18 protein-coding genes are annotated in these 21,044 nt (G+C 73.2%); 6 read left to right on the top strand and 12 right to left on the bottom strand.

All coding sequences use genetic code 11. The features are described 5' to 3' along the window. Positions 1 to 17: 17 nt before the first annotated feature. A complete protein-coding gene (locus OG199_RS36715) occupies positions 18 to 149 on the bottom strand; it encodes a hypothetical protein (protein ID WP_405833121.1) in 132 nt (43 codons plus the stop codon). A 117-nt stretch (positions 150 to 266) separates the two neighbouring features. Continuing rightward, positions 267 to 641, bottom strand: coding sequence for a metalloregulator ArsR/SmtB family transcription factor (locus tag OG199_RS36710; RefSeq protein WP_266697018.1), 375 nt, complete (start codon positions 639 to 641; stop codon positions 267 to 269). 195 nt (positions 642 to 836) lie between these two features. Here OG199_RS36710 and OG199_RS36705 point away from each other — a divergent pair, with 195 nt between their 5' ends. Continuing rightward, complete coding sequence (locus tag OG199_RS36705; RefSeq protein ID WP_405833119.1) at positions 837 to 2,999, top strand: HEAT repeat domain-containing protein; 2,163 nt, start codon at positions 837 to 839, stop codon at positions 2,997 to 2,999. 23 nt (positions 3,000 to 3,022) lie between these two features. Here OG199_RS36705 and OG199_RS36700 read toward each other — a convergent pair whose 3' ends face one another. Continuing rightward, positions 3,023 to 3,610: a hypothetical protein gene (locus OG199_RS36700; RefSeq protein ID WP_356802866.1), complete on the bottom strand. Its 588-nt coding sequence runs from the start codon at positions 3,608 to 3,610 to the stop codon at positions 3,023 to 3,025. 222 nt (positions 3,611 to 3,832) lie between these two features. Next, on the bottom strand, positions 3,833 to 4,450 hold the full coding sequence (locus tag OG199_RS36695; RefSeq protein WP_356802868.1) for a TetR/AcrR family transcriptional regulator: 618 nt from the start codon (positions 4,448 to 4,450) through the stop codon (positions 3,833 to 3,835). A gap of 252 nt (positions 4,451 to 4,702) precedes the next feature. Between OG199_RS36695 and OG199_RS36690 the strand changes: the two genes are divergently transcribed. Next, positions 4,703 to 6,139, top strand: a complete 1,437-nt coding sequence (locus tag OG199_RS36690; RefSeq protein WP_405833116.1) for an aldehyde dehydrogenase — start codon at positions 4,703 to 4,705, stop codon at positions 6,137 to 6,139. A 72-nt stretch (positions 6,140 to 6,211) separates the two neighbouring features. After that, positions 6,212 to 7,837, top strand: a complete 1,626-nt coding sequence (locus OG199_RS36685; protein ID WP_405833114.1) for a GMC family oxidoreductase — start codon at positions 6,212 to 6,214, stop codon at positions 7,835 to 7,837. A gap of 166 nt (positions 7,838 to 8,003) precedes the next feature. Here OG199_RS36685 and OG199_RS36680 read toward each other — a convergent pair whose 3' ends face one another. After that, positions 8,004 to 8,681: a uracil-DNA glycosylase gene (locus OG199_RS36680; RefSeq protein ID WP_356802874.1), complete on the bottom strand. Its 678-nt coding sequence runs from the start codon at positions 8,679 to 8,681 to the stop codon at positions 8,004 to 8,006. A gap of 232 nt (positions 8,682 to 8,913) precedes the next feature. On the opposite strand from OG199_RS36680, the gene OG199_RS36675 reads away from it, so the two are divergent. Then, complete coding sequence (locus tag OG199_RS36675; protein ID WP_356802876.1) at positions 8,914 to 9,837, top strand: hypothetical protein; 924 nt, start codon at positions 8,914 to 8,916, stop codon at positions 9,835 to 9,837. A 307-nt stretch (positions 9,838 to 10,144) separates the two neighbouring features. Here the strand turns inward: OG199_RS36675 and OG199_RS36670 are convergent, their stop codons facing one another. The 6 genes from OG199_RS36670 to OG199_RS36645 form a co-directional block, all read right to left on the bottom strand. Beyond that, entirely contained in the window at positions 10,145 to 11,191 is a 1,047-nt protein-coding gene (locus OG199_RS36670; protein WP_405833112.1) for a lactonase family protein, read from the bottom strand. Positions 11,192 to 11,253: 62 nt separating this feature from the next. Next, the gene (locus tag OG199_RS36665) at positions 11,254 to 12,360 is read right to left on the bottom strand and encodes a nitric oxide synthase oxygenase (RefSeq protein WP_356802884.1); all 1,107 of its coding nucleotides are present in this window, start codon (positions 12,358 to 12,360) and stop codon (positions 11,254 to 11,256) included. 892 nt (positions 12,361 to 13,252) lie between these two features. Next, positions 13,253 to 14,752: an FUSC family protein gene (locus OG199_RS36660; RefSeq protein WP_401806108.1), complete on the bottom strand. Its 1,500-nt coding sequence runs from the start codon at positions 14,750 to 14,752 to the stop codon at positions 13,253 to 13,255. A 248-nt stretch (positions 14,753 to 15,000) separates the two neighbouring features. Continuing rightward, a complete protein-coding gene (locus tag OG199_RS36655) occupies positions 15,001 to 15,924 on the bottom strand; it encodes a carbamate kinase (RefSeq protein ID WP_405833110.1) in 924 nt (307 codons plus the stop codon). Between the two features lie 168 nt (positions 15,925 to 16,092). After that, entirely contained in the window at positions 16,093 to 16,533 is a 441-nt protein-coding gene (locus OG199_RS36650) for a pyridoxamine 5'-phosphate oxidase family protein (protein ID WP_266705714.1), read from the bottom strand. Beyond that, positions 16,533 to 17,222: a helix-turn-helix domain-containing protein gene (locus OG199_RS36645; RefSeq protein WP_405833108.1), complete on the bottom strand. Its 690-nt coding sequence runs from the start codon at positions 17,220 to 17,222 to the stop codon at positions 16,533 to 16,535. Before OG199_RS36645 ends, OG199_RS36650 begins: the two co-directional genes overlap by 1 nt. A gap of 383 nt (positions 17,223 to 17,605) precedes the next feature. Here OG199_RS36645 and OG199_RS36640 point away from each other — a divergent pair, with 383 nt between their 5' ends. Both OG199_RS36640 and OG199_RS36635 read left to right on the top strand, forming a co-directional pair. Continuing rightward, entirely contained in the window at positions 17,606 to 18,070 is a 465-nt protein-coding gene (locus OG199_RS36640) for a cyclic nucleotide-binding domain-containing protein (protein ID WP_405833106.1), read from the top strand. Positions 18,071 to 18,272: 202 nt separating this feature from the next. Then, the gene (locus tag OG199_RS36635; protein ID WP_401806114.1) at positions 18,273 to 18,974 is read left to right on the top strand and encodes a response regulator; all 702 of its coding nucleotides are present in this window, start codon (positions 18,273 to 18,275) and stop codon (positions 18,972 to 18,974) included. A gap of 285 nt (positions 18,975 to 19,259) precedes the next feature. On the opposite strand, the gene OG199_RS36630 is transcribed toward OG199_RS36635, so the two are convergent. Beyond that, positions 19,260 to 21,044 carry a GAF domain-containing protein gene (locus OG199_RS36630; RefSeq protein ID WP_401806116.1) on the bottom strand — a complete coding sequence of 595 codons (1,785 nt, stop codon included), beginning with the start codon at positions 21,042 to 21,044 and terminating at the stop codon, positions 19,260 to 19,262.

Here is a 21,044-nt window from a genome sequence, read left to right as displayed (position 1 = left end):
TGGGGACACCGGGAGCGTCAGTGCGCGGTGCCCGGAACGTCGGCCGTCGTGCGCGGGGCGGCCTGCCCGGCGGCGTTCCGGACGGCGTCCGCGGCCGTGCCCGGGTGGGTGCCCGGCTCGGTGGTGGCCGCGGGATTCCCGTCCTTCATCGCCTTGGCCTCGCTCTTGGGGATGCGCAGGGACCTGCCGAGCGCGCGGGCGGTGTCCGGCAGAGGTCCTGGACGGCGCGCTGGACGTGCGGGGCGTGCTGGACGGTCGCGCCGCCTTCAGGCGCCGAAGCCGCGCAACCGCCGCCCTGCCGCCTGGGCGGGCAGCCCGGACCGGTCGGCCCGGTCCGTCAGTTGTCCGACCATGAGGCGTACGACGGTCACCACGTCCGGGTCGTCGACGAAGTAGACCTGTCGCCGGCCCTCGCGCCGGGACCGTACGAGGCCGGCGAGCTTCAGCTTGGTGAGGTGCTGGCTCACCGCGGGCAACGCACCGCCGACCCGCTCGGAAAGGCCGGTGACGTCGCTCTCGCCCTGCGCCAGCGCCCACACGATGTGCAGCCGTGCCGACGACGCGAGCAGCCCGAAGGCCGCGGCCGCCTCCGCCAGCACCTCGGCGGACGGATCGTCGAAGCCGCCGACCTCTGTCGCCACCGTGTTTCCTCCCCCTCGCCGGGATCGTCTCGCGCGAACCGCCCCGGCCGCCGTGTGGACCGTCCCAGTCTAGGGAGCCCCGTCGGCCCAGGAGACGGGACGGGGCCCGACCGGGCCGGGACGGACGGAACCGGGATCCTCGCGGCCGGACGTCGGCTGTCAGTGCCGTGGTGCACACTCGCGCTCAGTTGACGTATGTCCGGGGAGGACGCCGTGTTCACGGGGATCGACGAGGTCGCCTGGGCCTCGATGAAGCATGCCTACGGAAGCGCGGAGGAAGTTCCGCGACTGCTGCGGGGGCTGGCCTCGCCCAGCCCCCAGGAGCGGGAGAGAGCGCTCGACGGCATGTACGGGGCCGTACACCACCAGGGCGATGTGTACGACTCGACACTCGCGTGCATCCCGTTCCTCTTCGCACTCGTCGCGCGGCCGGAACTCCCCGACCGGAGCGGCGTCGTGGAGCTGCTCGTCAGCATCGGCGGCGGCGCGCCCACCGACGAACAGCCGATCGAGGACGCGGATCCCGCCGGGGAGCGACCGCTCGAAGGTGCGGATCCCACCGTCGACAACCACGCGATGGCCCGGACCGCGGTGCGGGCGGGTGCCGCGGTCTTCGCCGAGCTGGTCGGGGACCGGGACCCGGAGGTGCGCCGGGCGGCGGCGACGGCGCTGACGCGCTTCCTCGACGAACCGGAGCGGGTGCTCGGGCTGTTGGCGGAGCGGCTCGACGAGGAACAGGAGGAGCGCGTCCGCCCGGCGCTCGCCGAGGCCCTCGGCCTCTTCGCGCGCCTGCGTCCGGCGGTCGGCGCCGCGGCGGTGGACCGTCTGGTCGCGCTCTGTCGCGCACCGCACGACCCGGGGCTGCGGCTCGCCGCGCTCGGCCGGCTCGCCGGCTGCGCCCCCGACCGCCTGCCCGTCGACCTCGTGTCCACCGTCGTCGAGCTCCTCAGGGCCAGATCCCGGTGGCCCCGGGTCGAGGACCTGCCCGAAAGGCCCGACACGGACACACTCATCGGTCAGCTGCGACGCCTGCGCCCGGCCGACGAGGAGGGCGCTCAGCTCCTGCGGACGCTGCACACCGCGCTCGGTGGGCGGACGGCCGAACGGATCGCCCTGCTCAACGGGCAGTTGACGAGTGAATCGGCCACCGACCGGTGCAACGCCGTGTGGATGTCGGCGGGGCTGTTCCGCGAATGGCGCGGATCGTACGAGGAGCCGGTCGCTTTGATCGGCGAGCAACTCCTCTTGGGGGACGAGCGGTTGCGTGACGCGGCCGTCTCGGTCCTGGAGGATCTCTTCGCCCTGGCCCGACCGGCCGCCGACCGCCTCGCCGACCTGGTGGCCACCGGTCCGGAGCACTCGATACACCGGTGGGAGCGCGGGGCGGCGGCGCTGGGCCGAGCGCTCAAGGCGCTGGCCAGGGCCGGGGACCGGCGAGCGGTACCCGCGCTCGCCGAAGTGCTGAGCGGCCCGGTCGTGCCGCACGACACCGGATACACCATCAAGTTCCTGGGTGCCGCGGCCGAACCGCTCGGCCCGCTGCTGCGCGCACGGCTCGGCGAGGTGCCCCTCGACTCGCCCGACGCGTACGACCGCGCCGCGCCGCTGCTGTTCGCACTCGGCGGGCTGCGGCACGCCGACGCGCTGCCGGAGGTGCTGCGGCTGTTGCGCGGCATGCCGGTCGAACTGCGCGGCCGGGAATGGCTGGTGAAGGCGGCCACGCAGACCGTCGGCGCGTTCGGACCGGCGGCGCGGGATGCGCTACCGGCCCTGCGCGAGCTGCTGGACGGCGAGTTCGCGGTGGCGGCGGCGTCCGCGCTCTGGTCGGTGGAGGGGGACGCGGATGCCGTACTGCCGGTGCTGCGGCGGGAGTTGGCACGAGGGGAACACGCCCGCGCGAGTGCCGAAGCACTGGGGTGGTTGGGTCCCGCGGCGGGGGCCGCGCTGCCCGACCTGCGCCGCATGGCCGTGTCGGAGGACGTCTGGAAACAGGCGGCGGCCGCAGGGGCCCTGTGGGACGTCGCCGGGGATCCGGATCCGGTCCTCACGGCGCTCCGTTCGGCCTGGGAACGGAACGTGTACACGCGTGGCGCGCTGGCCGTGCGCCTGGGCCGGATGGGTCCGGCGGGTACACCCGCACACGATCTGCTCCGGACGGAACTCGCCGCACCGCGACGGCACCAGGCGCGGTCCGCCGGGCACAGCAGCCACGACATCGTCGAGGACGAACAACTGCTGCGTGCCTGCCGGACCGCCCTGGAGAGCGCCCGGCCGGCGCCGCGGCAGGCGACGTTCGCCCCGTCGCGACGCACGGCGCGCACTCGCGCCGCATCGGAAGGGAGTGACGAGCCGCGCTGAGTGGCGCGTCGAGGACATCGTCCTCAGCCGGTCTTCCGTCCCCACAGTGGCCCGATCCGCTGCCACTCCTCGTCCCACTGCTCCATACGGCGCCGTTCCATGTGTCCGCGCAGGAGCCGCCCGCCCATGAACGGCACGCCCGCGGCGCTCACCCCCATCAGGATCCCGACCAGCGAGGCGCGCAACCGGGCCTGGGAAGGTGAGGCGGGCTTGGTGACGAGCCGGCCGTCGTCGTCCGTCCACACGGTGACCGGGGTGCCCGCGTGGCTGCCGACGGAGACCCGCGCCTGGCCGGCACGCGGTGAGCCGTCCGCCGCGGTCCAGCGGACCTTCGCCCACACCATGTCCGCGCCGGTCGCCGACGCGGTCGTCCTCGGCACGTCGTCGGCGAGCAGCGCGAGGACGGAGTGCCACTCGGCGCGCTGCCGGGCGAGGCCGTGCTCCACGGACTGCGTCGCCAGCAGGCCGGCGAGCACCCCGCCGAACACGGTGAGTGTTCCGGCGACGAGCACGATCCAGGCCTCCAGGGCGTCACTGCGCCGCCGCAGCGGGTTGCGCCGCCATCTCCACAGCCACACGTTCAAAACCTTCGGACCACGGAATGCCGCCATCAACGGCGTCCTCCTCACGACCGCACGGACATGTCATGTCGCCCTCCCATACGGTCCCGGTCCCTCCGCTGCTCACAAGGCGCCCGGCGACGCGTCCGTTCCAGCGCTGCCTTCGCTCTCCGCCCGATGCCCGATGCCCGATGCCTTCCGTCCTCCGCCCTCCGCGGACGGACCGTCGACAGACGTCGTCAACAGGCGCCCCCGACCGACACGTGCCGTCGTTCAGCCCTGCGATGTCGCCGGGGTGTGCTCGGTGATGGCCTCGAAGAGGAGGAGGCCCTGATCCACCAGCTCCGCCCTGGAGACGTCCAGGACTCCGCTGGACCAGCTCAGCAGCATCTCGCTGACGGCGCCCACGACGGCCACGGACATCGTGGCCGTGTCGATACGGGGGTCGAGAAGCCGCTCCCTCAGGAGAGCGTCCACGAGCCCGCTCATCCGTTGCAGGCCCAGGCGCCGTTCGCGCGCCGTGAGGGGACCGGCACCCAGGGATTCCGTGAGTTTGACGCGGCCTTTCCTCGGGTCCTCCAGAGGAAGTACGACGACGACGTCGATCATGTTTCGAGCCCGGTCGCGCAACGGCTGGTCCGTGCTGACCGCCTCGGTGCACCGGTCGATCTGCTCCTCGTAGATCTCTCTCATGAGCGCCGCCATGAGGTCGTCGAGGGACGAGAAGCTCTCCGCGAAGTACCTGTCCTTCAGTCCGGCGTGGCGCAGCACCGCGCTGATGGAGGTGTGGGCGTATCCCCGGCTGGAGAAGAGCTCGAGGCCGCTGTCCAGCAGGCGCCGACGGCGGAGCGAAACGCGCTGTTCCGCCGTCGCTCCGCCATATGTCCGCACGATGTGCCACCTCTCCTGAGGTGCGGTGCTCGGGATGCGGTGCCGCGCACCGGACCCGGCCTGCCCACACCGCCCTCCCTGGGGCGGTGCCAAAGTTTTCCATCCCCGTTCTACCCATCTGGTGACGCGTTACCCCAGATGGGTGTAATGTCGCATTTATTCAGGAATGAACCATACGAAGCGCTCCTCACGAGGTGCGTTCTCCCGCCGCAAGGGGCGTCACGGATGTGGCCCGCCAGGGAAGAGTTCACCATGGATCCCCACCATCTGTTCATCGACGGACACTGGGTGCACGCGTCCGGCGCCCGCGTCATCGACGCCGTGTCCGCCAGTACCGGCGATCACCTCGGCACCGTCCCGGACGGCTCCCCGGCCGACATCGACCGAGCGGTCGCAGCCGCGCGTGCCGCATTCGACGCACCGACCGGCTGGGCCTCCTGGACCACCGCACGTCGCGCCGCCGCCATGATCCGTCTGGCGGACGCGCTCGATGCCAGGAGCGGGGCGACGTCCACCGCTGTCAGCGCGCAGAACGGCATGCCGATCACGGTCGCCCGGTCCTTCGAAGGCGTGGTGCCATCAGCCCTGTTGCGCTATTACGCGGGACTTGCCGACGGGATGGCGTCCGAAGAACTGCGTGCCGGGCTGCCCCGTGGCACCACCCTGGTCCGCCGGGAACCCACAGGCGTCGTGGCTGCCGTCATGACCTGGAACTTCCCCCAGACCATCGCCTTCTTCAAGATTGCCCCGGCGCTGGCGGCCGGGTGCGTGCTCGTCCTCAAGCCGGCACCGGAGACGGTCCTCGACTCGGTGCTGCTGGCGCAGGCGGTCGAGGAGGCGGACCTCCCCGCCGGCGTGATCAACATCGTTCCTGGCGGGCGCGACACCGGCGCGTATCTGGTCTCCCACCCCGGCGTCGACCAGGTGTCGTTCACCGGCTCCACCCGAGCGGGCCGCCAAGTGGCCGCCGCGTGCGCCGGGTTGCTACGACCAGTGACCCTGGAACTGGGAGGCAAGTCCGCCGCCGTCGTCCTCGACGACGCCGACCTCGCCGCGGACCCCGAGCAGTTCTTCATGGCCGGTCTGCTCAACAACGGTCAGACCTGCTACGCGAGTACGAGGGTCCTGGCCCCGAGCAGCAGGTACGGCGAAGTGGTCGAGTTCTGCACGACGATGGCCCGTGACGCCGTCGTCGGTGACGCGCTCGACCCCGGCACCCAGATCGGCCCGCTGGTCAGCCCGCGCCAGCGAGAACGTGTACTCGGTTACGTCAGGACCGGCCTCGACGAGGGAGCCCGGCTCACCACCGGCGGAGGCCGGCCGGCCGGCCTCGACCGGGGCTGGTTCGTCGAACCGACCGTGTTCGCCGACGTCGAGAACTCGTCGACCATCGCGCAGGAGGAGATCTTCGGCCCGGTCCTCACCGTCACGCCCTACGACGGCGAGGACGAGGCGGTGCGCCTGGCGAACGAGTCGGCGTACGGCCTGGCCGGAACCGTCTGGACCACGGACGTGGACCATGGTGCCCAGGTGGCCCGCCGAATCCGGACGGGCACCGTCGGACTCAACGGCTATCTCCCCGACCTCACTTCGCCCTACGGCGGCAGGAAGGCGAGCGGCCTCGGCAGCGAGCTGGGGCCCGAGGGGCTTCAGGCCTACCAGCAACTCCAGTCGATCTACCACCCCTGATCCGACGGCGGGCCCACGTCGCCCGTCCCGGGCGAGTCCGGGCGACGGCGTCCGCCGGGTGAGGGAGCCATCATGAACTCCACCGGAACCGAAGGCTTCGACTACGTCATCGTGGGCGCCGGCAGCGCCGGTTGCGTGCTCGCGAACCGTCTGAGCCGCGACGACCGGGTCCGCGTGCTGCTCCTCGAAGCGGGCGGCCCCGACAGCGACGAACTCATACACACCCCGGCCGCCCTCGGAATGCTCTTCGGATCGCAGGCCGACTGGAGCTACCGGACGGTCGGGCAGGCCAGGCAGGGCCGCACCTTCTCCTGGCCCCGCGGCAAGGTGCTGGGCGGCTCGTCCTCCACCAACGTGATGATCTACATCCGGGGCAACCGGCACGACTACGACGGCTGGCGCGACGAGTACGGAGCGACGGGCTGGGGCTACGACGACGTCCTGCCGTACTTCGTGAAGTCCGAGTCGCACCGGCGCCTCGGCCCGCCGTACCACGGGTCGGACGGCCCCCTGCACGTCGAGGACCGCGTCTACACCCACGAACTGTCACGGAGCTGGCTGGACGCCGCCGCGGCATGGGGACTGGATCCCAACGACGACTTCGCGGGTGCGTCCCCCGTCGGTGTCGGCCCGTACCAGGTGACCTGCCATCACGGACGGCGGTGGTCCGCGGCCGACGCCTATCTGCGCCCGGCCCTCGGCCGGCCCAATCTCACGGTACGCATCGATGCCCTGGCAACGGGGATCGTCTTCGACGGATCACGCGCGGCCGGCGTCACCTATCTCCTGGACGGTCAGGAGCGGGTGGCCCACGCCGACATGGAGACCCTGTTGTGTGGCGGATCCGTCAACTCCCCCCAGCTGCTCATGCTGTCGGGCATGGGCGATCCCGACGAGCTGCATGACGTGGGGATAGACGTCCGCGTCGCCCTGCCCGGGGTCGGGCGCAACCTGCAGGACCATCTGATGGCTCCCCTCGTGTGGGAGACCCGGAACACCACCGATGTCGTCCGCGACCTGCTCACCCCGGACAACCTCGAACGATGGCGCGCCCAGGGCGACGGACCCTTCGCCTCCAACTACGGCGAGGTCGGCGCGTTCCTCGACGTGACGGACGGCGGCAGCCGTCCTGACGTCCAACTGATCGGCGGGGCCACGGCACTCATTCTCAGCGGCGAGGAAGTACCGGACCGGCCGGTGTTCACGATGAACTGCGTCGGCCTGAACCCTCGGACTCGCGGCACCATCCGCCTCGCGTCCGCCGATCCGCAGGCCCCACCGCTGATCGATCCCCGGTACTTCGAGGTGCCCGCGGATATGAAGGTCATGGTCGCCGGACTCAGATCGGTCATGGGCATCGCCCACTGCGCACCCTTCGCCGCCTACCTGGCGCGGTCGTATCTGCCGGCCGCCGACGACCCGGACTCCCTGGACTCCCTGGACGACGCGGCCCTCGAAGAACATGTCCGCGGGTGGAGTGCCACGTCGTACCACCCGGTGGGCACCTGCGCCATGGGAACCGGAGAACGCTCCGTCGTCGGCCCGGATCTGGAGGTCCACGGGGTCGAGCGCCTCCGTGTCGTCGACGCCTCGGTCATGCCCACCGTCACCAGCGGAAACACCAACGCGCCCACGATCATGATCGCCGAGAAGGCCGCTGACCGGATCCGGGAGCAGTCGCGCCGACCTCTCAGCTGACATCGAAGAGGCAGAGCCCCTCAGGGCCCCTCAGGGCCCCTCCGGCAGCGCCCCTGTCGCGCGGCACGTGCCTGCCTCGCGACACGTGCCTGTGCGACATGCGCGTCCACCTGTGCGACGAGCGCGTGCACCCGTGCGGCCCCGTGGTCTCCGCGAGGGCCGCGGCCTACGGCAGTTGCCAGTCCACCGGTTGGGCGCCCTGCCGCAGCAGCAGGTCGTTGGCCCGGCTGAAGGGCCGCGAACCGAAGAAGCCCCGGTCCGCCGACATCGGAGACGGGTGCGCGGACTCGATCGCCGGAAGGTCCCCCAGCAACGGGCGCAGATTTCGCGCGTCACGCCCCCACAGGATCGACACCAGTGGTTTGCCGCGCGCGGCCAACGCCCGGATGGCCTGCTCCGTGACCTCCTCCCAGCCCTTGCCGCGGTGCGCGGCGGGCTTGCGCGGGGCCGTCGTCAGTGCCCTGTTGAGCAGCAGCACGCCCTGCCGCGTCCACGGCGTCAGATCGCCGTTCGACGGCCTGGGCAGCCCGAGGTCGGAGTGCATCTCCCGGAAGATGTTCTCCAGACTGCCCGGCAGCGAACGCACCTCGGGCGAGACCGCGAAACTCAGCCCGACCGCCATACCCGGTGTGGGGTAGGGGTCCTGACCCACGATCAGGACCCGCACGTCGTCGAAGGGCTGCTGGAAGGCCCTCAGGACATTCGCCCCGGACGGCAGGTAGGTCCGGCCCGCCGCTATCTCGGCCCGAAGGAAGTCGCCCATGGCGGCGATGCGCTCGGCCGCGGGCTCGAGGGCCTTCGCCCAGCCCGCTTCAACAAGTTCGTACAAAGGTCGTGGTGCCACGGTCCGTCACTCTACTGGCACACACGGACGCCCCGCATACGCACCGAAGCCTGCCCGGACCAGCGCAGTTGACGCTCGCCGCGGCCCCGACGGCCCCTCACAGCGCAGGCATGTCCGGCATTACTGATCATTTATGATCCACGCGTAACTCATCCGACAAAACCGGACGGATACCGCTCACCTGCACCCTCCCCGAACAGGGGAGCCCAGGAAACCAGTAACATGCGGCGCCATGAGCTCCCCCACTGGGCCCGCGTCCGGCCTGCCAGTACGAATGCCGCGACCCCGCCAGCCCGGGCGGCACCGCCGTCCGGAGCCCCTGGCGGCTCCCGAGGGCGCGCCCGCGCTCGTCCTCGCGGTGCCGGGCACCTCCAGCGCGGCCACGCGCAGCCTCGCCGAGGAGGTCGTGAGCATCGCGCGCTCCGAGCTGCCCGGCCTCGACGCCCGCATCGGGTACCTCGACGGGGACGACTCCGAGTTCCCCACGCTGCAGTCCGTGCTCGCGCGCGCGGCCGAGGAGCGCACCGCCCGCTTCGAGCAGGCCCGTGCCGCCGGTGCCGACGTGTCCGAGCCCGACGGCCCCGTCGCCGTCGTGGTGCCGCTGCTCGCCGGCCCTGACAACGCGCTGCTGCGCCGCATCCGCCAGGCCGTCATGGACAGCCGTGTCGCGGCCGACCTGACCGATTCCCTCGGTCCCCACCCGCTGCTCGCCGAGGCGCTGCACGTACGCCTGTCCGAGGCGGGTCTGGCGCGCGCCGACCGCGCCCGGCTGTTCACCGTGGCCACGGCCGCCGACGGCATCATCCTCGCCTCCGTGGGCGGCGAGGACGCCGTACAGGCGGCCGGTATCACCGGCATGCTGCTCGCCGCGCGCCTCGCCGTGCCGGTGATGGCGGCGGCGCTCGACGAGGAGGGCGCGATCGCGGCCACCGCCGAGCAGCTGCGCGGTTCCGGTTCGCAGCAGCTGGCGCTCGCGCCGTACCTGATCGGCCCGGAGATCGACGCCGGCCTGCTGGAGGAGGCCGCCAAGGAGGCGGGCTGCTCCGCCGCCGAGGCGCTCGGCCCGTACCCGGCGATCGGCAAGCTCGCGCTGGCCAAGTACACGGCGGCGCTGGGCATCGCCCCGCAGCAGCCGCAGGGCGCGCCGGTCCGCTGACCGGCCCCCGTACCCCTCTCGCACTCCGAAGGGCCCGCTCCTGATCCCAGGAACGGGCCCTTCCGCCTTCGCGCTCGCAGGCTGCCGCGCGTCCCGGCACCGGGCCACGCGAGCCCTCGCACACCCCTGAGCGATCTTCCCGCGCACCCCTGCGCGTGCGCGATCCCCAGCGCACTTCCGCGCGCGTCCTCGCGCATCCCTGCGCGGGTCCTCGTGCAACCCTGCGCGGGTCCTCGTGCAACCCTGCGCGGGTCCTCGTGCTCCCTCGCGCGAGTCCTCGCGCCCGGCCACACGGCTGGTGGCGGGATCAGCCGAAGACCACGCAGGACGCCGCCGGAACCGGCATCGAGCCGCCCCGCCGCGGCACCCCCGTGTCCGGGTCGACGGCGAACCAGGTCACGTCCCCCGAGCGCTCGTTGGCGACGTAGAGGAAGCGTCCGGAGGGGCCGACGGCCAGCGCCCGCGGCCAGGCGCCTCCACAGGGCACCGTGGCGACCAGCCGCAGGCCCTCACCCGTCGCGTCGGGCGTCAGGACGGAGACGACGTCCTGGCCCCGCGTGGCGGTCCACACGAAGCGGCCGTCGGGCGACACCACGATGCCCGAGGGGTACGCGTCGCCGTCCGGGGCACCCGAGAGCACCGACGTCTCGCCGACGGGCCGCAGCGAGCCCTCCAGGGCGTTCCAGCGGCACACGGTGACGGTGGGCGCGAGCTCATTGAGTACGTACGCGTGTTCGCCCCGGGGATGGAAGGCGAGGTGGCGCGGTCCGGAGCCGGGGCGCAGCGCGATCTCGCGGTGCAGCGCGAGCCTCCCGCCCTCCAGCGTGCACACCCGCACCGAGTCCGTACCGAGGTCGACGCTCACCGCCCAGCGCCCGCTCGGGTCGGACTGCACCTGATGGGCGTGCGGGTTCTTCTGGCGCCGGGTGTGCGGCCCGGAACCCGTGTGCTGGAGCACGCTCGTGGCGGCGCCGGCCAGCGTGCCGTCGGCGCGGACGGGCACGGCGGTGACGCTGCCGGAGCCGTAGTTGGCGGTGAGGACGTGTCCGGCGAAGACACTGAGATGTGTGGGGCCGCTGCCGCCGACCGGCACCGGGGGCCCGGCCGGCTCGGGCTTGTCGCCGCCCACGCGGTACGCGGCCACCGCGCCGTCGGACGTCTCGCTGACCGCGTAGAGCATGTCGCGGGCGGGTGACAGCGCGAGGTACGAGGGGTCGGGCACCCCGCCCACCGTGCTCAGGAGGGTCAGCGCACCGCTGTCGCGGTCCACGGCAGCGGTGAGGACTCCCGGGCCCCCCGCCGCCGTGAACGAGCCGATGAACGCCCGCTGTTCCCGCCTGCCACCGTCTGCCACTGCCGACCCCTCTCGGTCCCCGCGTTGCTCGGGGCCGACGGTAGCAGCCATCGGCCTGCGGTCTAGACCAAGACCTCCCCACTGCCGCCGCGCGCCCGTTCGTGCGCCTCGGGGTGGTGCACGTACGCGGGTCGCTGCTCCAGCGTTTCGTAGGTGCGGTGGAAGACGGGCGTGGCGCTGCCGGAGATGGGCGGCACGATCCACGACCAGTCGGCGCCGACGCGGCGGCCCTTGCGCTCCTCGCGGCCGAGATGGGTGAGGAAGTGCCGGGACTCGGTGTGGTGGTCGGTGACGGTGACGCCCGCGCGGTCGAACGAGTACAGGACCGAGCGGTTGAGTTCGACGAGCGTCCGGTCCTTCCACAGGGAGCGGTCGGTGCGGGTGTCCAGGCCGAGGCGCTCGGCGAGGAACGGCAGGAGGTCGTAACGGTCGGCGTCGGCGAGGTTGCGGGCGCCGATCTCGGTGCCCATGTACCAGCCGTTGAAGGGCGCCGTCGGGTAGCAGATGCCGCCGATCTCCAGGCACATGTTGGCCAGCGCGGGCACGGCGTGCCAGCGAAGTCCGAGCGAACGCCACCACGTGTACTCGGGGTGGTCCAGCCGCACTTCGAGCACCGCGTCGTCCGGCAGCGTGAACCAGCGGGGCCCCTCACCGGCGCCCTGGACCACCAGGGGCAGGACGTCGAAGGGGGTGCCCGGGCCGCCGGGCCAGCCCAGCCGCCGGGCGAGCGCGGTGAGGCCGACGTTGCGCGGGTCACCGGTCACGCTCCCGTCGGGGCGCGCGTAACCGGCGTACCGGATGAGCTGTTCGTTCCAGATCCGCGGGCCGGGGCGGCCCGGCTCGTCCGGCGCGAAGACCGTGATGAGGGCCCGGATGCGGCCGTCGCGGGTGGCCTCCCGCAGGTGGTCCGCGGAGGCGTCGGCGACCTCCCGTGCCGTCCGCACCTCCCTGCGGTCGCGGACCCGCAGCGAGTGCCAGTACAGGCGCCCGATGCACCGGTTGGCGTTGCGCCAGGCGACACGGGCGCCGAAGACCAGTTCCTCGGTGGTGTGGCGGTACGTGCCCGTCTCCGTTATCTCCGCCCGTGCGGCGGCGATGCGCCGCGACGGGTCGCCGAGACGCTGTTCGGTGTGATGGAGGGTGAGGAACTCGGCGGCGGCGCGGAGCAGTTCGTACGCCGTCCGCCGCGGACCCCTGAGGGCCGGTTCCGTCCCGCCGGGTGTCCCGGGGCCGGTCCACGGCACGGCGCCGGGCACCTCGGGGCCGGTCCAGGACACGGTTCGGTCCGGGCGGGGTGCCTGCACGGGGCAGGAGCGCGCCTCGACCGCCGGACCTCCGTCCGGCAGCCGGCCCTGGAGGTCCGGCACCGGCACCGGGGCAGGGGCCGGGACCGGGGCCGGGGCCTGAAGCGTGACGGCCGGGTCCGGGCGGGTGCGAGGCTCCGCGCCCGCCCGCGCGCGCGGCGGACGGGACTCCGCACGTTCCGTCCGGTGACCGCCCGCGAGCTGCTCCCGGGGGCCGGTCACGAGCTGCTCCCGGTGGCCGCCGGAGAACCGGTCAGGGCAGCCGCCCGAGGGCTGGTCCCGGTGGGCGTCCCCGTGCTGGTCCCCGCGGCCGTCCCGACGCCGGTCCTGACGGTCCTCCCCACGCCGGTCCTGACGGTCCTCCCGCCGCGGGTCCCCGTGGTCGTCCCGCCGCGGGTCCCCGTGGTCGTCGGTAAGTCGGCCTCGGTGGTCGTCGGGGTCGTCGGGGTCGTCGTCGTCCCGCCGGGGTCCGACCTTGAGCCGGTCGAGCCATCCGCCCGGCCCGCCGGGCCACGGCGCGCTCCCCTCGTCCGTGAAGCGCTCACCGTGTCCGGTTCCGCGCGACATGTTCCGCATGGCGCCACCCCCAGCGGCTCCGTCCGCGGGCCGCTCCCGCACGGTCCCGCGGCTTCCGTGCGTCTGATAGCCGCGGGGTTACCCCGCCCGCACGGTGATCCACCCTCCCCATGGCCCGTACATCCGTCACGCCGGCGGAGCCGAATTGCCGCTGGCCCATGCCGGACGCACACGCCGGTTGTCAGACACGCACGAGCCGGGAGCCGCCCAGCGGCGCGGCCAGCGCGACCAGCGCTCGTTCCAGGCCGTGCAGGTGGGCGAGCGCCTGCTCGGCGCCCGGGTGCCGGCCCGGCGCCCCCGGGTCGGCCGCCAGGGCACCCTCCGGCACCGCTCCGACCAGGGACTCCACCGCTGCTTCGACGCGCCGGCAGGCAGCCGTCAGCCGGGCGTCGTGGGAGGCGTCCGGGTCCTCCGCGACGGCCACGAGACCGTGCGCCTCCCGGGCGCAGTCGTCCAGCAGCGCGAGCACCTGACGAGCCCGCGCCTTGCGCGCCCGCAACGGGTTGAGGGGATGCACCAGGGGCGCGAGCGCCATCCGTACGCGCCCCAGAAGTGCTTCGAGCTCCCCCGCACGGGGCGCGGGGTCCGCTGCCTCGTCCCCCGCGAGCCGTGCGGCAGCCGCCGCGGTGCAGCCGTGCACCGCGTGCAGGGCCCGCTCGACCCAGCGGTCGGTGACCGTGTGCGTGGTGAGGGGCAGGACCATCGCCACGGCGAGCGCCGCGCCGAGCGCGCCGACGCCGGTCTCCGCGAGCCGCAGCACGATCAGACCGGGGTCCAGCACACCGAGCAGACCGTAGAGCGACTCGGCCATCAGCGTCACCGCGAGCATCATCCAGGTGTACGAGACGGCGGCCGCGTAGAAGATCCCGAAGACGCACACCGCGACGAGAACGGCGCTGGGGACCGGCGCGCCGTGCAGGGGCACCGCGACGACGAGGCCCAGGGCCATGCCGAGCACCGTGCCGAGAACCCGGCGGAACCCGCGCACCAGCGTCTCGCCGCGCGAGGCGGTGTTCACGAAGATCCACCAGGTGGCGCCCACGGCCCAGTACCAGCGGTCCTCGGACAGCCACTGGCCCGCCACCAGTGCGAAGGCCGAGCCCGCGGTCGCCTGGAGCGCCTGGCGGGTGCTCGGCCTGGCCCAGCCCCTTCCGTGCGGTGCGGGGGGCGTCGCGCCGGGCGGCAGCCGCCTCTCGAAGCACCACAGGGCGAAGCGCACCAGCGAGGACGCCAGCAGCGAGAGCAGCACCGCGACGTACAGCCCGGGCAACTGCCGGGGGACGGCGTGCAGGAACTGCGTCATGAAGAAGGTCATGAACGCGAACACACCCAGGGAATGGCCCCGCGGCCCCCAGCGCCGCGCGTACACACCGGCGCCGACGACCGCCAGGAAGGCCAGGTCCCTCGCGACCGGGTGGTCGTGCAGTCCGGCGGCGAGGGCCAGCACGGGCAGGCCCACGGCGGGGAGCAGGGCCGTGGTGACGGCCTGCCCGCGGACGGTCGCATCGGTCACGGTGAAGAGGGCGAGCAGCGCGGCGAGGCCGCCGGCCACGGCGCCCACGAGTCCCCGGCCGGCGAGGCCGCACAGGGCCACCGCCAGACCGATGCCGAGGACGGCCCGGGAGGCGTTGCGCAGCCGCAGCCGCCCCGGATCCGGCGCCATGAACACCCTCTTGAGCACTGCCCCGCCCTCTCACCACCGCCCGGCCGAACCGGCATGAAAAAGGCGCCGCGGGATTCCGCAGCGCCGTCGATGGGGACATCACACCATCCGCGGCCCACCTGGCTCAACAGAGGTCGCATCCGGTGAGCCATTGGCCCACCTCAACCGGCCCCCGCTGTACCACGGATGAACCAACGGACCACTCCTGGGCACCGCCGGTCCGCAACACCCGCCGCTGCTGCGGTGCGCTCCCGGTGGACGACGCGTCACTCGACGGGCAGGTCCGGCCGCACGAGCGTGCCCGACCTGCCGTGGACGATCTCGTACGCCGCGTCCAGGGCGCCGATCGCGGCCGGTCCGCCGGTGCGCTCGACGAAGCGCGCGGCGGCCTCGGCCTTGGGCCCCATGGAGCCTTCGGTGAAGCGGCCCCGGCGCAGCTCGGCGGGTGTGACGCCGAGGAGGGGCCGCTGCCCGGAGGTGCGGTAGCCGGCGTAGACGCAGGGCACGTCGGTGAGGATGAGCAGGAAGTCGGCCTCCAGGTCCTCGGCGAGCAGCGCCGCGGTGAGGTCCTTGTCGACGACGGCCTCCACGCCGGTCAGCGCGCCGGTGTCGCGGTCGGCGGTGACGGGGACGCCTCCGCCGCCGGCGCAGATGACGAGGGTGCCGCCCGTCAGCAGCTCGTGGACGGTGTCGGTCTCCCACACCCGCTCGGGTTCCGGGGAGGGCACGACGCGGCGTCGGCCCGTGCCCTCCGCGACGAAGCGCCAGCCGCGCCCGGCGGCGAGGGACGACGCCACGTCCGGTGGGTACACCTGGCCGACGCGCTTCGTGGGGTGGTCGAAGGCCGGGTCGTCGGCGCGCACGAGGGTGTGGGTGACCAGGGCGACGATCCGGAGACCGGGCAGGGCGTCGTGCAGGCTGCGGGCCAGCAGGGACCCGATCAGGCCCTGGGTCTGGGCACCGAGGAGGTCCAGCGGGTAGGGGGCGCTCAGGGCCGGGTCGGCCGCGCTCTCGCCGGCGAGCAGGCCGAGCTGTGGCCCGTTGCCGTGCGTGATGACGATCTCGTGCTCGTGTGCGAGGGCGGCGAGCGCGGTGGTGACCCGGTCGACGTTGGCTTCCTGAACGGCCGCGTCGGGGCGTTCGCCCCGGTGCAGCAGGGCGTTGCCACCGAGCGCCACGACGATGCGCATGGGTCGGTCCTTCTCGGGGTCGGTCGTTCGCGGGGTCCGTCCTTCTCGGGGACGGTCCTTCTCGGGGTCGGTCGTTCGCGGGATCGGTCGTTCGCGGGGTCCGTCCTTCTCGGGGTCGGTCCTTCTAGGGGGTCGATGTTCCTCCCGGGGCGCGCAGTCCACGCAGGATCAGAGGGAGAGGTCGACTCCGTACGCCGTGCGTCCGGCGACCAGCTCACGGCCGGTCACCAGTTCGGGTTCGATGCGGATGAAGACGTCGCGGGGCGAGGTGACCCAGGAGCGGGGGCCGGTGCGGGACAGCCTGCCGTGCTCGGCGGGGTCGGTGACCACCGTCGCGCGGCCGGTGACGACGACGCTCCAGCCGGAGTGCGCGCGGGCGTCGACCTCGTCCGCCTCGAACGCCACGACCACGCCGTCGACCGAACGGGCCAGATCCGAGTCCGCCGCCGTCCGCAGCAGTACGGCGGAGTCGGCGTCCAGACAGAAGTTGAGCGGCAGCACCGCGGGCAGGGCGTGACGCGTGTGCACGATTCGGCCGACGGGCGCCCTGACCAGCAGGACGAGACACTCCTGCCGGTCGAGTTCGCGGAAGCCGTCGTCGGGATACATCACCGGTCGACTTTGATCCGGCGCCCGGAGATCTCGGCGGTGTCGATGGACAGCCACATCAGGCCCTCGCCGCCCACCCAGGGAGCGCTGTACGAGAGCTCCTCCAGCCGTCGTACGGCGGCCGGGTCCGTCACGGCGCGGGCCCGGCCGCGTACGAGCACGCTCCAGCCCTGGCTCAGCGCCTCGTCGATGTGGTCGACCTCGAAGGCGACCCGGGCTCCGTCGGCGGCGGCCGGTGTCGAGCCAGGTGCCGTCCTGCAGACCACCGCGCCGTCCACGACGGTGTAGTTCAGCGGACCGATGTACGGACCGCTGGGCGTGTCCATGGCCAGCCGTCCGACACCGTGCGTCGACAGCCGCGCCCGGCACTCGTCGGTGTCGAGCACCAGCAGTTCGGGGTGGCGGGCGGCCCGGCCGACGCCGGGCGGCAGGTCGGTGTCACCGCCGCGCAGGGCCGCCACGCTGGTCTCCAGGACGTCGGCGAGCCTGATGAGCACACCGACGCCCGGGGTGGCCGTGGGCTGCTCCTCGATGTACCGGATGTAGCCGGGAGCCGTGCCCGCCCGGTCCGCCGTCTCCTCCCTGGTCAGGCCCAGTGCCTCACGTCGTTGGGCGATACGGCGCCCGATGTCGCCCTGCGCGCGGTCCACCGCCGGGGACACCGTGTTCGGCGGGATCTGTCGGGACATGGCCTTCACCTCTTCCTGTCGGGAGGCCCGGGTCGTCTTCCTGTCGGGAGCCGCCGGTCGTCGTGTGCTGCCGGGATTCCCCGGTCGTCGTCCTGTCCGGGGGCGCGATCGTCGTGACCGGCCGGGCGGGGCAGTCGTAAGAAGCGGCCCGGTACGTCCAGCGTGACCGCGGTGGACGCGGTCCGCTTGGGCCGGTCGGGCCCCTTCGCCGGACCGGACGGGGCAGGACGGCCCGCGGTACGGGGTGCGCGGACGAACCCGTGGTGGCCGTCCCGGCCGATGCCATGCGGCCCGGTCCTCGGGGCCGGGTGGCCCCTGGCCCCATCCGCCGGACGGGGAGAGTGTGGATGCGGCAGGGCCCCGCGTCAGGAAGAGACAGGGACATGAACGCTTCCCCCACATTCACCAGGCTGCGGGCACTGCCCGTCGAACACCGCGAGCGCCTGATGCGTCTCGCTCGCGAGGTGTCGTTCCCGCAGGCAACCCGTCTGTTCGAGGAGGGCAGGCGCGCCGACCGGTTCTGGATCATCCGGACCGGCACGATCACGCTCGACCTGCGTGTACCGGGTCGGCGCCCGGCCGTCATCGAGACCCTCGGGCACAACGAACTCATCGGCTGGTCCTGGCTGTTCGAGCCCCACATCTGGCATCTCGGCGCCGAGACGACGAGCCCTGTGCGCGCGTTCGAGTTCGACGCCGGGGAAGTGAGGATCATGTGCCAGGACGACCCGGTCCTGGGAATGGCCGTGGCCGAGTGGGTGGGGGACACCGTCGCCCGACGGCTGCGGTCGGCACGGACGCGGCTGCTGGACCTGTACGCGCCCTACGGCAGCGGCCCGCTCGGCTGACGCCGGTGCCCCTCGTCGGCCGCACCGCCCGGGTTGGACCGGTCGGCCCTGGCGCGCCCGCTCCCGGAAGGCGATGATCGTCGTCACAGCGGGCTCGTGATCCGGGTCGTGGGTCCACCCGGAACGATCCGCGGTCCACCAGGGAACAGCAGTCCGCCAGGGAACAGCAGTCCGCCAGGGAACAAGGGAACAAGGGGTCGCCATGGCCGAGGCGCGTGCCTTCTCGGAACAGAACCCGATCCGGGTCTTTCTGCTGGACGACCACGAGGTCGTACGCCGTGGCCTGACCGATCTCCTGGACGCCGAGCCGGACATCTCGGTGGTCGGCGACGCGGGCAGCGTCGAACAGGCGCTGGTGCGCGGCCCGGCACTGCGTCCGCACGTGGCCGTGCTCGACGTCCGCCTGCCGGACGGCGACGGGATCGGCGTCTGCCGCGAGCTGCGCGGTCAGATGCCGGAGCTGGCCTGCCTGATGCTGACGTCCTTCGACGACGAGGAAGCACTGCTCGACGCGATCATGGCCGGGGCCGCAGGCTATGTACTCAAGCAGATCAAGGGCTCCGACCTGGTCTCGGCGGTGCGTACGGTCGCTTCGGGCCAGTCGATGCTGGATCCGACCACGACGGCCCGGCTGATGCGGTCGCTGCGCGCCGACCCGGCCGGGGAGCCGACCCTCGCTCCCGAGCTCGCCGGCCTCTCGCCCCGCGAGCGGGACATCCTCGCGCTCATCGGGGACGGGCTCACCAACCGGGAGATCGGCAAGAAGCTGTACCTGTCCGAGAAGACGGTGAAGAACCACATCTCCCGGCTGCTGGCCAAACTCGGTGTCCAGCGCCGTGTCCAGGCGGCGGTCCTGGCCAGCCACCTGGAGAATCCGGACACCACGGGCCGCTCCCCGCGCTGACCCCGTGCCCAGGCGGCGGTGCGGGGCCCACCGGCACCGCCCTTCCCGGACGGCCACCGGCCCCCTCCGGGCCACCCGACAGCACCCTTCCCGGACGCCGACGACCCTCGCCCGCCGACAGCACCCTTCCCGGACGCCGACGATCCCCGCCCGCCGACCACCCGGACTCACCCGTCTCAGCCGCCCCCGGCCCTCCGGCGTCCGCGAGTCGGTCGGAGCCCGCGTCGGGGCCACAGGCCGCCCGCCCGACACCACGCGCCACCCGCACCACCCGCACCACCCGCCTCAGCCGCCCCCCGGCCCCCCGGCCGTCCGCGCATCGGTCGGAGCCCGCGTCGGGGCCTCGGCCGGGACCACCGGCACCCTCCACACCAGCCGCGTACCGCCGCCCTCCGGCCTCTCGCCGAGTGTCAGGGCTCCGCCCAGGGCGACGGCCCGCTCCTCCAGGTTCCGCAGCCCGCTGCGCGCGGCCCCCGGGGGCACCCCGCACCCGTCGTCGGTCACGGTCAGCGTCAACTCGCCCTCACCGCACCGAAGCCGGACGTCCACGGCCCGTGCCCCGGAGTGCCGGGCCACGTTGCTCAGCGCCTCGCCGAGCACCGCGACGGCGTGGTCGGCGATCTCGCCGGGGACATCGGTCTCCACTAGCCCCTCGATCCGCAGCGCGGGCGAGAACCCGAACGAGGTGGCCGAGGCCGTCACCGCCTGCGAGACCCGGCCACGCAGACCGCTGTCCTCCCCGGTACCCGCGCCGTGTGCGCGCAGACCGAAGATCGTGGACCGAATGATCTTGATGGTGTCGTCCAGGTCGTCGACGGTCCGCGTCAGTCGCTCCCTGCCCTCGGGATGCTCCATGAAGCGCTGCGCGCTCTGCAGGGTCATCCCCGCCGCGAAGAGCCGCTGGATGGCCAGGTCATGGAGGTCGCGGGCGATGCGGTCGCGGTCCTGGAGCAGCGCGATCTGTTCGGCGTCCCGGCGGCGTTCGGCCAGTTCCAGGGCAAGGGCGGCCTGGTCGGCGAACCCGAGCAGCGGGCCGGTGTCCGCGTCACCGAACGGCACGCCGCCCGGCTCCCGCCCCAGCAGCAGCACTCCGCGCGCCTTTCCACTGGTCCCCAGCGGCACCGCCACCACGGGGCCGAGCCCGGCCCAGGGGGCCGCGCCCGCGCCCGGCCGGGTGTCGTGCGCGATGTCGGCGCTGACCACCGGCTCGGCCGTGGCCAGCGCGGCTCCCACGAGGCCGTCCCGGGAGGACAGCACCAGGCCGCCGCGCTCGCGCGCCCCGAGGCCGACCGCCAGTGCCGGGCGCAGGGCCTCCTCGCCCGGCACCCGTTCCGCGATCATCCCCATGTCCGCGCAGACGATCTTCCGCGCCTCGTCGATGATCAGTTCCAGCACCTCCTCGCCGGGCGCGCCGGTCAGCAGGACGCTGGTGACCTTGCCGCTGGCCCGCTGCCACCGCTCGCGCAGGCGCGTCTCCTCGTACAGCCGCGCGTTCTCGATGGCGACCCCGGCCGCGACCGCGAGCGTCGACAGGACCGACTCGTCCTCGGCGTCGAACTGCGTGCCGCTGCGCTTCTCGGTGAGGTAGAGGTTCCCGAACACCTCGTCGCGCACTCTGATCGGGACCCCGAGGAACGAGTGCATCGGCGGATGGTGGGCCGGGAACCCGTACGACTCCGGGTGCCGTGAGAGCTCCGGCAGCCGCAGCGGCACCGGGTGCCGGATCAGCTCGCCGAGCAGCCCGTGGCCGCTGGGCAGCGCCCCGATCCGCGCGCGCCGTTCCTCGTCGATCCCGACGGTCAGGAACTCGGACAGCTTCCGGTCCCCGCCGATCACGCCGAGCGCCCCGTACTCGGCGTCCACGAGCACCACCGCGGCCTCCACGATGCTGCGCAGCACCTGCGGCAGGTCCAGCTCCCGTCCGACCGAGAGGACGGCCTCCAGCAGGCCGTGCAGGCGGTCCCTGGTACCGCGCACCGCGTCGATGCGTACCTGGAGCTCGCCCAGCAGCTCGTCGAGCCGCAGTCCGGGCAGGTGCTGCCCGGACCCCTGGCTCTTGTCCCCGCTCAT

The sequence above is a fragment of the Streptomyces sp. NBC_01176 genome (assembly GCF_045039825.1).
Lineage (GTDB): Bacteria > Actinomycetota > Actinomycetes > Streptomycetales > Streptomycetaceae > Streptomyces.
This window is presented reverse-complemented; position numbering and strand designations above follow the sequence as displayed.